The sequence below is a fragment of the Rhodococcus sp. IEGM 1381 genome, from assembly GCF_030056795.1.
GTDB lineage: Bacteria > Actinomycetota > Actinomycetes > Mycobacteriales > Mycobacteriaceae > Rhodococcoides.
Genome location: NZ_JASHKQ010000001.1, coordinates 253063 through 266501, shown reverse-complemented (window position 1 = coordinate 266501; position 13439 = coordinate 253063). Strand labels below are relative to the sequence as shown.

Sequence of the window (13439 nt, the reverse complement as noted above, 5' to 3'; positions counted from 1 at the left end):
ATGGCAGATCAGATGCACCGTCGTGTGTTGGCAGTAGCGGGAACTGCGCTGGCAGTTTCCCTGCTGGGGTCGGGTCTCGCCGGGGCGCAGCCGCTACCCGGTACCGGCAGTTCCGATGGTGGCGGCGCAATTCCCGGCATCGAAGCTCAGTCTCAACCTCTGGCGTCGGCGCGAATCGATCGTGTCGACATGTTGACCGACCGCCGCGCTGCGGTGTGGGTCGACTCGCCCTCCATGGGCCGCGCCATCCAGGTCCAGGTTCTCCTTCCTGCCGCGCAGGCCGTGTCCCGCCCGACGCTCTACATGCTCGACGGTGTGAGTGCAGGCAAAGAATCCGATTACAAGGAAAGCACCTGGACGCAGAAGACCGACATCGTCGATTTCTTCGCGGACAAGCAGGTCAATGTCGTGCTCCCGGTCGGTGGGTCGAGCAGCTACTACACCGACTGGAGTGTTCCGGATCCAGTGCTCGGTGTGAACAAGTGGGAGACGTTCCTGACATCGGAACTGCCGCCGCTGATCGATGCGCGCTTCTCCGGTAACGGCACCAACGCGATCGCGGGTGTCTCGATGGGCGCGCAGGCCGCGATGGATCTGATCACGCGTCATCCCAAGCTCTACAACGGCGTCGCCGGCCTGAGTGGTTGCTACGACAATTCGCAGACCAACTTCAAGGATGCGGTACGCGCTACCGTCGCGACCAACGGCGGAAACGCGTCCAACATGTGGGGCGAGAACACCGATCCTCTGTGGGTGCAGCACGACCCGTCCGCCAACGCCGAGGCCCTCCGCGGCAAAGACGTCTACATCTCCGTCGGTACCGGGTTGCCCGGCCCGTACGAACTCGGTCCCGGCGGTAGCGGACCGGAGAGTGCGCTCATGGGCGGGCCGCTCGAGGCCGCCGCGCTGTATTGCACGACAGTGTTCGATACGAGACTGCGCGCGTTGGACATTCCTGCGACAACCGTCTATCGCCCCTACGGAATTCACGGCTGGCCGTACTGGCAGGACGACCTGCGTGAATCCTGGCCGACGCTCGAACGCGCGCTAGGTCTGTAGGGCGAACTTCAGGAAAGCGTCGTTCTCGTGCGGGTCGCCGATGGTGACCCGCACGCCGTCGTTTCCATAGGCGCGCAGCAGCAGGCCCTGTTCGGCTGCAGCAGAAGCGAATTCACCGGACCTCTCGGCCAACGGCAGCCACACGAAGTTGGACTGAGACGTACCCACGTCGAAACCGCCCGCGACGAGAGCGTCGCGCACACGGTCGCGTTCGACGATGAGGGCGTCGGTGCGGGCCAGTAGTTCCGCCGAGGCCTCGAGCGACGACAGCGCTGCCTGCTGCGCGATCGTGCTGACCGCGAAGGCGATGCGCACCTTCGACAACGCGGTGATCACGTCCGGGTCGGCTACCGCGTAGCCCACCCGCAAGCCGGCGAGACCGTACGCCTTCGAGAAGGTACGCAGCACGATCACGTTGCGCCGTCCACGCGCGAGTTCGACGCCGTCGACGTGATCGCCGTCAGCGGCGGGACGGGTGTATTCGAAGTAGGCCTCGTCGAGTACGACGAGGATGTTCGACGGCACCGCGTCCAGGAACGCCTCGAGCTCGGCGCGCCGGACGACGGTTCCGGTCGGGTTGTTGGGGTTGCACACGAAGATCAGACGGGTGCGGTCGGTGATGGCTGCGAGCATCGCGTCGAGATCGTGCACGTGGTCTGCGGTCAGTGGAACCTGCACGGGCGTCGCACCGGCAACACGCGTGATGATCGGGTACGCCTCGAACGCGCGCCATGCGAACAGCACCTCGTCGCCGGGGCCACACGTGATCTGAACGACCTCTTGGCACAGTGCAACCGAACCGTTACCTGCGGCTACATTTTCGGTCGCAACTCCGAGCTTCTTTGCCAAGGATTCGACGAGTGCCGTCGCCCGGATGTCGGGGTAGCGGTTGACGCCACCGACGGCCTCGGAAATAGCGGCATGCACGCTGGGCAGCGGGCCCTGCGTTGTCTCGTTGCTCGCCAGCTTGATTGCCCCCGGAAAGCTACGGCCGGGAATGTAAGCGGGGATTGCGTCGAGGTCGGGGCGGATGTGCGCGGTCACGGTTGCCATTATGCGCTCAGGTTCGGGGTTGACTTCTACGCGTCCGTGTTATTGCTGTGCACGACCGGACCGATCGTCCTATCTTCGATAAGTATGTCGGGAATCTTCAGCGACGTCGCAGTCCTTCGGTCCGCCACCCCGCCCACAGTCGGCGCGGACGACGAGGTGGATACGTCCGCGCACGAATCTCCGCCACGAGAGAAGGTGCCTCTGACGGCCATCGAGCCGGAGGGCACACCGCGCGGCGGAATCGTCGTGCTGCACGAGGCTCGAGAAATTCCGCAATCTCTGCTCGACCTGCTCCGCGCACTGGCGATGGAAGGCTGGCTCGCCGTCGCCCCGAACCTCTTTCACCGAGGTCACGGTGACGACAAGGAAGTCTTCGGCGACGACCTCTTCGCAGACTTCGACGCGACCTCCGACTGGCTGGTTCAGCGTGGGGTCTATCCCGATTGTGTCGGGGTCATCGGATTCGACGATGCAGGAACGGCAGCGCTGATCGTGGCAACCAGCCGTCCGGTCGGAGCGGCGGTCAGTGTTGCCGCAGCGGGCATCGTCGAACCGCTCAACTCCGACGCGGTCGCGTTGGTCGAGGCTGCACCCAAGCTGCAGGCACCCTGGCTCGGTCTCTACGGCGAGGACGACCCGCACACCCCACCGGATCACATCGAAGCCCTTCGCGACGCTGCCACGCGCGCCTCAGTGGCCACGAACATCGTCAGCTATTCGGGTGTGCAGCATCGGGCCGACCATCCCAAGGAGCAACCGGGCAGCAGCGACCACATCGACCCGGCCGAGGCCGCTCTGGTCGACGCGCAGACTCGAATCTTCGATTGGTTCGACAGCTTCTTGCGTTGACGAGCAACAAGCATCTTTTACGCGAACGCCGTGCGAACCAGAGGCGTAGACCAGCCGTTTTGCCTTCTGGCCTCCGCTGTGGGTAATCTCTTTCCTCGGCGGTCCGAGAGGGCCGGCAGCCTAGGAGGCGTGCCAGAGCGGCCGAATGGGAGTCACTGCTAATGACTTGTCCTTTCACCGGGACCGGAGGTTCAAATCCTCTCGCCTCCGCCACGGACAGTAGGACAACTACTGTTCAGTTCCACCAGTACGACAACTGAACATGCGCCCGTAGCTCAACGGATAGAGCACCTGACTACGGATCAGGAGGTTAGGGGTTCGAATCCCTTCGGGCGCACAGAAGAGAGCCCCTGAGCTGCGAATATTCGTAGCCCAGGGGCTCTTTGAATGTGTTGGATGTGTCTCCAACTCAACACAAACGATCTGCACTGCGTCGAAAGTGTTGAGTGATGTGGACTTGTGTGAACGTCGGTGGCCGATCGACGGATTACCCCGTGTGGGTGCGCTTCGCCTCCACAACCGGATTCGACTGTCCAGAGGCGTTCGTACGTTCCCAGCGAACTCTGTGTGGGTTTCCAACTTCGGAACGTAAGTGTCGACAACCGCATTCCGTAGCGACGTGGGCGTCGAACAGCGACTGAAATCGTCGCTGAGATGTCGCCGCGGTTAATTCCATTTTCCGCACCGTCTATGGCGAAACACCAGTTCAGCACAGTTTTGCGCTGCAGGCGTGTCGGTGACCTGCGCTACGCTGCCGATATGGACTTCCGATCAGGCCGAACACCTGCCGTGACCACCGTTGCGGGCACTGCCGAGGCTGGCAGGTCGGTCGCGGTCGAGCCGGAGATCCCACCCGCCGTCGCGAAGCGGATCGCGAGCGCAGTGCACTCCTCCCGGTCCGAGGGAACCCGCAAGACCTACGCCGCGGCGTGGAGACGCTTCACCAACTGGTGCGAGTCGAATGGTCACGTGACGTTGCCGGCGCACCCGGTCACTGTTGCCGCCTACCTCGTCGACGCCGCCGACACCCGCACCGAAACAGGGGAGCGGGCTTACGCGGCCGCCACCTTCGGCACATGGATCGCCGCGATCAACCACCAGCACCGAACTAGCGGCTACCTTTCGCCGTCAGCGCACGAACTCGTCACTGCCACCCTGTCCGGCATCCGGCGCGAGTACGCAACTGCGGGGGACCGGCCCGTACTCCACGCGATCCCCTCCTCGTCGAGGACATCAAGCTGCTTGTAAAAACCGCCCGAGACCGGTGCCGAGGCTGGGCCGACGACGTCTTGGAACGCCGCGACTCGGCCATCCTTCTGCTTGGATTCGCTGGTGCCTACCGACGAAGTGAGTTGTCAGAGATGGTGTGCGGAGACGTCACCGTGCATCGTCACGACGGACTTCATGTCCGGCTGCGGAAGTCGAAGACCGACCAAGAGGGCAGGGGAGCGGTGAAGGCGCTGCCGTACAACGACTCCCATCAGACCTGCCCGCCCTGCGCGTACGTCCGATGGATCCAGGTCGTGGCTGCGTTCGACGCTGGCGGCAGGTCATCCGTCATCCGCCTACTCCGAAAGCCTGAAGCGTTCACCGAGCACGTGTGCCGCGGGGGAGTACCCCGCACCGCCGCCCGCGCACCACTGCTTCGCGCGGTGGCCAAGAACGGCAACCTTGGCTCAACGGCACTGTCCGGAGCCGCGATCCACCAGACCATCCGCCGCCGCGCAGAACACGCAGGCTACGACCCCACTGCCGTCACCAAGCTAGGCGGACACTCACTGCGAGCCGGCTTCGTCACCCAAGGCGCTCGCAACGGGGCCGACGGCTCCGCCATCGCCCGGCAGACCGGACACGCCAGCCTCGACTCCGTCGAGGTGTACCGCCGCGAACACGCTCCGCTCCTCGGCAACGCAGTCGTCGACATAGGTCTCTAACAAGGGAAAAGGGAGGTTGGGGTAGCACGTGACTCGCCACAGGGTCGGGGCCAAATGTAGACCCCACGGAATTTGCGCTCTAAGTCCAGAGCGGAAGGACCTCGCTCACCGACGGTGCATTCTTTGCCAGTGTCGTCCGCCAATCCAAGCGCCCTCGTTTTTGTAATTGACCAATAAGAACAATGCGTGAAAGGCCGAGTTCGGATGCCGTTTGATCAACCCAAGGAGCGCTTATTCGTGCAGGAACCGACGGGTATCCGGTTGGGAAGATCCAATCGACGGCGTCGTCGTTCACCTCAATCTCGCGTACTGACTCCTGTGTATGTCCGTCGTCGAGATCTTCGACAATGAGTCGGTCGGCATCCACATGTCCCCGAAGGATGTGAGCGATCTCGTGGAGCAATGTGAATAGAACTTTATCGAGCCGTTTACCACGTCCTGACAAACCAATGACTGGGTGGCCGTCAACGAACATTGCACATCCGTCGATCTTCGCGCCCGGTAATGATTCGACGTATACGAGCCTGACGCCAACATCGCTGAATTGATCAGGCAGCTTTGCAAAGTCCTCAGCCCTATGTACAGACCGCGAAAGGGATTCTGCGACTCTGACGAGCCCCTCCGGTGAGTACATCCCAGTCGGAGGACGCTTCCTGGCTTGTTTGCGAACACAGGCGACCCAGGCTTGCTGGAGCATGCTCATGTCGTCGCCATGGTTGGAGCGCTTCGCTGCAGCTGCTCCCACAAACTGCGGCCGGCCTTCGATCGAATCTAAGTCGAATAGCTCCATTATCTCAGCTTCCAGCTCATCCAAAGACGATCCGGTGAGGATTTTTCGCTTGCGCAGGAGTTGTATGGGTGCAAGTTTATTTAGTCGCGCGCGGCGGCGGACCTCGCTGAGTTTGTTTTGTGTCACGGAGCTTTTGGCCTGCTCGGCGAGAAGGTACTGGTCCTGCAATTTTAGCCAGTATTCAGCCGAATGGGAGAGCGCGGCTCCGATCTGAGCGGCCGACTCCCTGGTAATCTCCTTCTTGCCAGTCACGATTTCGGACACGAACTGAGTGGGGCGACCGATTATCGCAGCGAAATCAGCTTGAGACCAGTTGCGGGCCTCAAGTTCCTCACCCAAGAGTTCACCAACAGGCGTCTGATCGATGGGTAGAGGATCATGTGACGTGTTGCTCATCGCTGGGGTTCCATCTCTGCAGATAAGAGGACGCCGAAGACCACAGTTCCGTGGCTTCCAGAGTTCTTGAAGTTGAAATCGATAACGCGACCTGAACTCAACGTCGCCTGCGCCCGACCGGGGTCATCGCTGCTATGCGTTTCGATCCTCAGCACACGCATGTTTCGCAGTTCATCTTCATGATGAGCGGCCCGAGCGCATTGCACGAGGCGATGAAATTCCCGAACCTCCCGGTCATCCCAGCCCGCCGGCCGAAAACCCGGATCGGTCGCGAGGCGGCGAAGATCCTCGTCCAAAAACTCCCGGTCCACGCGTCTATTCTCCATCACCCATCGGATGATGGGACTAGTGGATGGCTGCGCCGCTCACATTACGGGCGCGGCAGGTCCTGGCGCGCCTCAACGCGCCGAATTTGACTCCGAACATTGGCTCATCACCCTAAGGGTGATGAGCATGGTACGATTTTACCAGAGCATCATTCCTGCCCTACTTACGAATGAAGGAGCCCGTCATGACCGCTAGCACCGAAGAGTTGAGCAAAAAGAAGGACAAGGACGTTGAGGTAGTCATCAACGGCACCGAAACTCAACTGCGCGACAAGACTGTCTCTTACGAAGAGCTAGGCGAACTCGCCTACCCCGGCCATGACGCAGCGGCCATGTTCACCGTTACCTACCGGCATGCCGACCCGTCCCATGGAGGCAAAGCAAACGGCACCTTGGTGGCAGGCGAGTCCGTGACAGTCAAGAAGAAGGGCACGACATTCAATGTTCGCCTCACAACTCGTTCGTAGTAGTACTGACCTGGCCCGACTCGTACAGGATGGCTTTGCCGTTCGCATAATCAACGGTTTCCTCGTCGTGGACGACGTGCCTTACGTCGACGCTGCCGCTCAAGTCCACTGGGGTTCTCTCCTCTGTCCTCTGGACCTGGCGGGCAACAGCACCACCGCGCCCAGCACCCACGTCATGTGCTTTGTCGGTGGCGTCCCGCACGACAAGAACGGCCATGCCATAGACGGGCTAGTCAACGAAGGCGTCGAAAAGTGGTCCGCTACTCCGGAACTAACTGCCAGCTGCGGGTTCTCGCAAAAGCCCGACGGTGGGTATCCAGACTTCTACGGAAAAGTCACATACTATGCCGCCATGATCGCCGGGCCTGCTGAGGCTGTGGATCCAGCCGCAAACCCGTACTCCTTCAAGCCATTACAGACTGACGAGGACGACGGAGTCTTCAAGTACGTCGACACCTTTTCCAGCCGTGCGGGCATTACAGAGCTGAACAACCGACTCGCGGTCGACAAGGTAGTTATCATCGGTCTCGGTGGCACCGGTGCACACATCCTCGATGCCCTCGCCAAGACGCCAGCCCTCGCAATCCACCTCTACGACGGCGACTTTTTCCGTAGCCACAACGCATTCCGCGCTCCCGGTGCCGCCAGCTTCGAGGATGTCGCCTCCAGCACGATGAAAGTCGACTATTACACCGCGATGTACTCGGTGATGCGACGCGGCGTTATCCCGCACCCCGTCTACGTAACTGCCGAGAATATTCACGAGCTTCTCAACGCCAGTTTCGTGTTCCTCGCCATGGACACCGGTCCGGACAAGAGGACCATCGTAGAGACTCTCACTGTCAACAACATTCCCTTCATCGACACCGGCGTCGGCCTGAGCAAAGACGCCAACGGCATAAACGGTCAGCTCCGCATCACCACCTCTACCCCCGGCCGCAGCAACCACATCGCGAAAGACGGCCTCATCTCGTATTTCGTAGGCGAGGACGCGGAGTACGACACCAATCTTCAAGTCGACGAACTCAATGCCCTCGCCGCGAACCTGGCCGTCCTCCGGTACAAAAAACTCCTTGGCTTTTATGCCGACGTCGAGGATGAACGCCACTCGGTGTACGTCGTCGACGGTGGCGACCTACATCACCGTTACGGCAACAGTGACCACCAGGACAGCACTGGGTCCGTCGTGAACTCACACGCCGAGGATGCGGCATGAAATCTCGAACCTTGAGCCCTATCTTCCTCGACTCCATCCCAGCGAACCCGGAACCGGGCAGCCTTTACATCTCAATGCAGTACGAGACAGCAGTCCACCTCTGCGCATGTGGGTGCGAGAACAAGGTCGTCACCCCATTTGGACCTAAAGATTGGTCCATCACCTTCGACGGCACCGTCTCGCTGCGTCCATCGATCGGCAATGGACAGCTAGCGTGCCGATCTCATTACTACGTCCACAACAACAGTATCGCCTGGTTGCGGCCCATCTCGGCGAAGGCCACTCAGTCCGCCACCGCCCGCGATAGAGCAGCGCACTCCCAATTGCCGACTCCGTCGGCCCCAACTACCTGGTTGCAACGAGCCTGGGACCGCATCCGCGGCGCCCAATCGAACGGTCGAGGGTAACGCAGACATTGACGTGCCAGGCTCCCGGCGCGGGGTCTCCCACGTTCGTATCGGAGGCGGTGCTCCAATTGCCCAACGCGAGCCGCTCAAATTCTCGACCAGTTCCCCATCTTTCGACGCCAGTGACCGACCAATATCAAGAATCGACGGAGGAAGCCGGCCAGCTTCTTTGGACGGCTCGACCGGCCATCGTCAAGATATCTTGACGGTGCGGTAACAGGCGATCGATAACCGACACCAGTCCACCGAGCTCTGCCCGCGACGCGGGCGCGCCCGCTGCGATCACCGCCTCGGGAGTCGTGATGAGGTGTTCACGACGCGTACGGCCTGCGCCTTCCTACTCCGATTGATCGGCGAGCCGTTGGTGGGCCTCTTTCCAGGTGGGCCGCGAGGTGGCAGTAATGGTCCAGAACACGAACGAGGCGTCGGCGGTGTAGTCGCGGAATCCGTTCATGACCGACAGGTGTGGTTCGGTGCGGACCATCGCGTCGATGGCGGCGCGGTCTCGCCAGGAGCTCAGCGTAAAGAATTCGCGGCGTAGTGGGTGGGCGGTCAAGGTGACACCTATTGCGCCGTCAGCTCGCCGCACCTGCCGGTACACGCGTAGAGCTGCAACAAAAAACGCCGGCACCTGGCGGAATGTGGTCAACTCGAAGCGCGAGGCCATGACTACCGATTCACTGTCGGTCAACTCCGGCGCGGCCGGCCCCGCTGTCCAAGGAAGGGTAGGCATTGGTTGCCCCTTTCGTCATGGTCGACCTGTGGGGTCAACGTGGAAGCAACGACGCTGCTCTGGAACACAGTTCTACAACAGCATCCGGCTTGTAAGGGCCGAAGGTAGATCTACTCGCGTTCACACATGGGGTCCCCTTGTCAGGCTTTGGCCAGGACGTCCTCAGGCCCGGGCTCCGCGACGACCGAGTCCCCGAGTTGCTTGCCTCGCAGAGTGAACCAGGCGACCGGTGCGACCAGACCTGCCGCGACCACTGCCACGATGACGGAGCTGTGTAGTCCGGCGACAAAAGCATCCTGGATGGTGGCCAGAAACTGAGCGCCGCCGGGCCCCGGAATCGCATTTGCCACCTGGACTCCGGCCATCACGGAGGCCTTCGATGCTTCGACAGCCTCGACCGGCAGGCCACTGCCGTCCAGTTGGTTGCCGAGCTGGGTGGTGTAAACCGACGAGAGCACCGATCCGAGCACCGCCACGCCCAAGGTGCCGCCGAGTTCTCTGGTCACGTCGTTGACCGCCGAGCCGGCACCGGTCTGTTGTGGCGACAGGGAGTTCATGATGATGTTGGTGGCCGGACCTTGCACGAAGGCGAGTCCCATCGCCATCAGACTCATCGACCAAACAATCAGCCCCCAGTACGAGGCGTCCCGGTCTGCGAGCAGCACCAGAGCGAAACCCGAGGCCATGATTGCCGATCCGAGTGCTGCCACCCGGCCGGGTCCGAGAACCCGCGCGAGCATCATCGCCAACGGCGAGGACACGGCCATCACCACTGCGAACGGGAGCGTGTGCAAGCCCGCTTCCAGCGGCCCGTAGCCCTTCACCGCCTGGAAATACTGGGTGATCAGGAAGATGAAACCAAACAGGCTGAAGAACGCAACCGCGATCAGACCCGACGCCACCGAGAATGCGCGGTTCGTGAACAATCGGACGTTCAGGATTGGGTGGCCCGTACGGAGCTCTCGGAGTACGAACAGCGCGAGAATCGTTGCCGCGCCGATGAACCCGGCAATGGTCTGCAGCGAACCCCAGCCGTGGTTCGGGCCTTCGATCAAGGTGTAGACCAGCAGTGCGACACCCGCGATCGACGTCACCGCACCGGCAAGGTCGAACGGCCCGGGCTGCGCCATGCCGCCGCTGGGCACCACCGCGGCGATACCTGCGAGGACGGCAGCGGCAATGGGAAGGTTAATCCAGAACACCGCCGACCACGAGTAATGCTCGAGAAGCCAGCCGCCGAGCACCGGGCCGATAGCAACCGCGATGCCGGACGTACCCGCCCAGATGCCGACAGCGATCGCCCGTTCCTTCAGATCAGGAAAGAGCCCGATCAAGATTGCCAGGGTCGCCGGAAAGACCATGGCGGCAAAGAGTCCCAGGCCCGCACGGGTGGCAATCAATTGCGCGAGGGTGGATGATTCCGCCGCCAACACCGAGACACCGGCGAAGCCGACGACACCGATTACCAGCAACCTGCGTCGCCCGAAGCGGTCTGCGAAGTGACCGGCAGTGAGCAGCAAGCCGGCGAACGTCAGGGTGTACGCGTCCACGACCCACTGCAGTCCAGAGTTGCTCGCACCGAGATCGCGACTGATGGTCGGTAATGCGACATTGACGATTGTGTTGTCGACCATCACCAGCAGCACCGCACCACACAGCGCCACCAGGGCCCACCAGCTTCTGGCATTCGCCGCTCGCGTCGGCGGGGCAGCGTGCTCTGAATCGTTCATCGGTTGTCCCCTTGGTCGAGTAAGTAGCTCACCCAGATGGAGATTGACATGATGTTCTTAATATGTAGAACGTTGTTCTATAAGAAGAACAATGTACTCAACAGATGTCAAGGGGGGTTTTCGGTTCATGGGAGAATCGCGAACATGGCAGTGACGCGGACGCCCGCCGGCAATGTGCGTGGGCTGCTGCTGGCGGCGGCTCTGAAAGTTCTCGACGGAAGTGGCGAAAAGGGCCTGACTGTGCGGGCTGTGGCCACCGAGGCCGGCGTTGCCCCCATGGGCGTCTACAACCATTTCGAGAGCAAAACCGGGTTGATGACCGCATTGGTGACAGAGGGTTTCACCCAGCTCCAAGCCGACATCGGTGGCGTCGTCGACACCGACCCTCACATTCGACTCCAACGAGCGGGAGTGGCCTATCGTGCCTTCGCGCTGCGCTCACCCATGCTTTACCGGGTGATGTTTTCTGGTGTGAGCAAGCCGGAGGGCGATATCGCTGCCGCTGCGCTCGGTTCCCTCACCGAAATCATTCGTTATGGCCAGGCGGCGGGGACCATTCGGTCGGGTGAGCCGTTCGACCTCACCCTGCAGATCTGGGCCTGCGTTCACGGCGCGGTGAGCCTCGAACTCGACGGCAGCGGGCCTCCTGGCGGCCAGGCGCACTGGAAATTCATCTATCAGCAGACGCTGGATCTGATCAGCCGCGGAGTCGCCCCCTGATCTTCGGGTCTTACGACAAGCGACGTTTTCGACGGCGCCATCACAGCTACATTCCTTCGTTCAACACTGCACCGTGCGACGATTGGGCGGTGCAGGCAGTGGACTACGACTTCGTCAAACGCTCGCGCCGCCAACTGGTTCGGATTGGCTACCTGGCCAACGGTTTCGGAGCCACGGTCGTCACCATCTCGATGCTGTGGCTTGCGCCCAGCATTGCGACAGCCGAACTGAACTCGATCACAACCCGCACTCTTCCTGCGTTTGCACTGTATCTCCTGTTCGCCCTGCCGCTCGGGCATTTTCTCTACCGACGCGCAATTGCGCCGATCGAACGTTGGGTGATCGCCGTGAAGCCACCAACCGACGCCGACCGCCTGTCGGTGTTGAGCTATCCGCGGCGCTGGGCTACGGATGCTTTCTGGATTTGGGCGGGAGGCGCAGCCTTCTTCACAGCCCTCAATTCTTCCGAGAATGCGTTCGCCGCGGTGGGAGGCGGCATTGTCATAGTGCTGGGTGCGTTGACTGCGTGCTCACTTCAATACGTTCTGGTCGAAAAAGCGCTCAGACCCATAGCCGCCCTGACATTGGCCGGCAGCCTGCCGACTCGCCGCGATTACCCCGGTGTACGTAGCAGGCTGGTGTTGGCGTGGGTTCTCACGACGGGCATCCCCCTTGCTGGGATTGTCGTTCTGTCGGCGGCCGCTCTTATCAGCGGCGTTGATACCGGCCGTATCCTGGTGGCAGTGTTGTTCTTGGCTCTGACCGGTCTTTCGGTCGGCCTGGCCTCGGTAGCGCTCGCAGGGGCCACTGTTTCGGCACCTCTTCGGGCGCTGCGCGATGCACTCGCCAGAGTGGAAGACGGGGACTTTTCGGCGCGCGTGCCTGTCGACGACGCCACCGAAGCGGGGTTCCTTCAAGCCGGGTTCAACAGAATGACGCGTGGTCTCTCGGAACGAGAGCAGCTTCATGAAGCCCTGGGGGTGTACGTCGACCCGTCACTCGCCGAACGGGTAATAAACGAAGGTCTTAACCTATCGGGCGAAGAGATAAACCTGACGGTACTTTTCATGGACGTTCGCAACTTCACCTCGTACGCCGAAGATGCCACACCTCAACAAGTCGTCGCCCGACTCAACGATCTGTACGGCCATGTCGTGCCAGTTCTCCTTCGCCACCGAGGGCACGCCAACAAGTTCATCGGCGACGGACTGTTAGCGGTGTTCGGTGCTCCCGAGCGGGTCAACGATCACGCAGAATGCGCAGTCGCCGCGGCGCTGGAAATAGTCGCTCTCGTGGAGTCAAATTACGGTGAGAAACTTCGCGTCGGTGTCGGCATCAATTCGGGTCCAGTTGTTGCAGGAACCATAGGAGGCGGGGGACGACTCGACTTCACCGTTATCGGTGACACCGTCAACACTGCGTCGCGCGTCGAGTCAGCAACAAAAACGACTGGCGACGATGTCCTGATCACCGAGGCGACGTTCCGACTACTCCATGAACCGGACGACTACTGGTCAGAGCGCCCAGAGATCGACCTGAAAGGAAAGCAGAAGCAGGTACGACTTTACGGGCCGAGCCGAGAACCCCTTGATCGATCTGTACAACGTCATGGTGGCTGAAACAACGTACGGCCCGCGTTCAGAGAATCCCGCACACCCAAGAGATGGCTTAAATTCGCCAGACGCGGGAGCTTTGCAATGTCCAGGACTGCACCGACCATCGGCGTAATTGCCTGTAGATGTCAATATGTCTTGACGGT

The 13439-nt window shown here is 61.4% G+C and carries 12 protein-coding genes, 2 tRNA genes and 1 pseudogene; 10 read left to right on the top strand and 5 right to left on the bottom strand.

The features are described 5' to 3' along the window. Positions 1 to 12 precede the first annotated feature (12 nt). On the top strand, positions 13 to 1059 hold the full coding sequence (locus QM797_RS01300) for an alpha/beta hydrolase (RefSeq protein WP_283275232.1): 1047 nt from the start codon (positions 13 to 15) through the stop codon (positions 1057 to 1059). Here the strand turns inward: QM797_RS01300 and hisC are convergent. Next, complete coding sequence (gene hisC / locus QM797_RS01295; RefSeq protein WP_283273331.1) at positions 1048 to 2103, bottom strand: histidinol-phosphate transaminase; 1056 nt, start codon at positions 2101 to 2103, stop codon at positions 1048 to 1050. The two genes, QM797_RS01300 and hisC, sit on opposite strands and share 12 nt — an antisense overlap. 93 nt (positions 2104 to 2196) lie before the next feature. Here hisC and QM797_RS01290 point away from each other — a divergent pair, with 93 nt between their 5' ends. From QM797_RS01290 to QM797_RS01275, 4 genes and pseudogenes are all read left to right on the top strand, one after another. After that, a complete protein-coding gene (locus QM797_RS01290) occupies positions 2197 to 2961 on the top strand; it encodes a dienelactone hydrolase family protein (RefSeq protein ID WP_283273330.1) in 765 nt (254 codons plus the stop codon). 123 nt (positions 2962 to 3084) lie between these two features. Further along, positions 3085 to 3174: transfer RNA gene (locus tag QM797_RS01285), tRNA-Ser, on the top strand. Positions 3175 to 3225: 51 nt separating this feature from the next. Continuing rightward, positions 3226 to 3298, top strand: a tRNA-Arg gene (locus tag QM797_RS01280). Between the two features lie 422 nt (positions 3299 to 3720). Beyond that, positions 3721 to 4895 (top strand): annotated as a pseudogene (locus QM797_RS01275) (site-specific integrase). A 79-nt stretch (positions 4896 to 4974) separates the two neighbouring features. Here the strand turns inward: QM797_RS01275 and QM797_RS01270 are convergent. Both QM797_RS01270 and QM797_RS01265 read right to left on the bottom strand, forming a co-directional pair. Then, the gene (locus QM797_RS01270) at positions 4975 to 6081 is read right to left on the bottom strand and encodes a transcriptional regulator (RefSeq protein ID WP_283273329.1); all 1107 of its coding nucleotides are present in this window, start codon (positions 6079 to 6081) and stop codon (positions 4975 to 4977) included. Further along, positions 6078 to 6392: a hypothetical protein gene (locus tag QM797_RS01265; protein ID WP_283273328.1), complete on the bottom strand. Its 315-nt coding sequence runs from the start codon at positions 6390 to 6392 to the stop codon at positions 6078 to 6080. Before QM797_RS01265 ends, QM797_RS01270 begins: the two co-directional genes overlap by 4 nt. Before the next feature lie 200 nt (positions 6393 to 6592). On the opposite strand from QM797_RS01265, the gene QM797_RS01260 reads away from it, so the two are divergent. The 3 genes from QM797_RS01260 to QM797_RS26215 are packed head-to-tail and all read left to right on the top strand — an operon-like array spanning position 6593 to position 8497. Then, on the top strand, positions 6593 to 6874 hold the full coding sequence (locus tag QM797_RS01260) for a multiubiquitin domain-containing protein (RefSeq protein ID WP_283273327.1): 282 nt from the start codon (positions 6593 to 6595) through the stop codon (positions 6872 to 6874). Further along, positions 6849 to 8090: a ThiF family adenylyltransferase gene (locus QM797_RS01255; RefSeq protein ID WP_283273326.1), complete on the top strand. Its 1242-nt coding sequence runs from the start codon at positions 6849 to 6851 to the stop codon at positions 8088 to 8090. Before QM797_RS01260 ends, QM797_RS01255 begins: the two co-directional genes overlap by 26 nt. Continuing rightward, positions 8087 to 8497 carry a ubiquitination-like system serine protease family protein gene (locus tag QM797_RS26215; protein WP_349307176.1) on the top strand — a complete coding sequence of 137 codons (411 nt, stop codon included), beginning with the start codon at positions 8087 to 8089 and terminating at the stop codon, positions 8495 to 8497. The genes QM797_RS01255 and QM797_RS26215 overlap by 4 nt, the downstream gene beginning before the upstream one ends. Positions 8498 to 8834: 337 nt before the next feature. Here the strand turns inward: QM797_RS26215 and QM797_RS01250 are convergent, their stop codons facing one another. Together QM797_RS01250 and QM797_RS01245 are read right to left on the bottom strand one after the other, a co-directional pair. Further along, positions 8835 to 9230, bottom strand: coding sequence for a DUF3291 domain-containing protein (locus QM797_RS01250; RefSeq protein ID WP_283273325.1), 396 nt, complete (start codon positions 9228 to 9230; stop codon positions 8835 to 8837). A gap of 140 nt (positions 9231 to 9370) precedes the next feature. After that, on the bottom strand, positions 9371 to 10960 hold the full coding sequence (locus QM797_RS01245) for a DHA2 family efflux MFS transporter permease subunit (protein ID WP_283273324.1): 1590 nt from the start codon (positions 10958 to 10960) through the stop codon (positions 9371 to 9373). 144 nt (positions 10961 to 11104) lie between these two features. Here QM797_RS01245 and QM797_RS01240 point away from each other — a divergent pair, with 144 nt between their 5' ends. Continuing rightward, positions 11105 to 11680 carry a TetR/AcrR family transcriptional regulator gene (locus QM797_RS01240; protein WP_283273323.1) on the top strand — a complete coding sequence of 192 codons (576 nt, stop codon included), beginning with the start codon at positions 11105 to 11107 and terminating at the stop codon, positions 11678 to 11680. Positions 11681 to 11769: 89 nt separating this feature from the next. Then, positions 11770 to 13299: an adenylate/guanylate cyclase domain-containing protein gene (locus QM797_RS01235; protein WP_283273322.1), complete on the top strand. Its 1530-nt coding sequence runs from the start codon at positions 11770 to 11772 to the stop codon at positions 13297 to 13299. The last annotated feature ends 140 nt before the right edge of the window (positions 13300 to 13439 follow it).

Coding starts and splice junctions, on each gene's coding strand:
- QM797_RS01300 (WP_283275232.1), top strand. CDS start 13: ATGCACCGTCGTGTGTTGGCAGTAGCGGGAACTGCGCTGGCAGTTTCC.
- QM797_RS26215 (WP_349307176.1), top strand. CDS start 8,087: ATGAAATCTCGAACCTTGAGCCCTATCTTCCTCGACTCCATCCCAGCG.
- QM797_RS01270 (WP_283273329.1), bottom strand. CDS start 6,081: ATGAGCAACACGTCACATGATCCTCTACCCATCGATCAGACGCCTGTT.
- QM797_RS01255 (WP_283273326.1), top strand. CDS start 6,849: ATGTTCGCCTCACAACTCGTTCGTAGTAGTACTGACCTGGCCCGACTC.
- QM797_RS01250 (WP_283273325.1), bottom strand. CDS start 9,230: ATGCCTACCCTTCCTTGGACAGCGGGGCCGGCCGCGCCGGAGTTGACC.
- QM797_RS01245 (WP_283273324.1), bottom strand. CDS start 10,960: ATGAACGATTCAGAGCACGCTGCCCCGCCGACGCGAGCGGCGAATGCC.
- QM797_RS01290 (WP_283273330.1), top strand. CDS start 2,197: ATGTCGGGAATCTTCAGCGACGTCGCAGTCCTTCGGTCCGCCACCCCG.
- QM797_RS01240 (WP_283273323.1), top strand. CDS start 11,105: ATGGCAGTGACGCGGACGCCCGCCGGCAATGTGCGTGGGCTGCTGCTG.
- QM797_RS01260 (WP_283273327.1), top strand. CDS start 6,593: ATGACCGCTAGCACCGAAGAGTTGAGCAAAAAGAAGGACAAGGACGTT.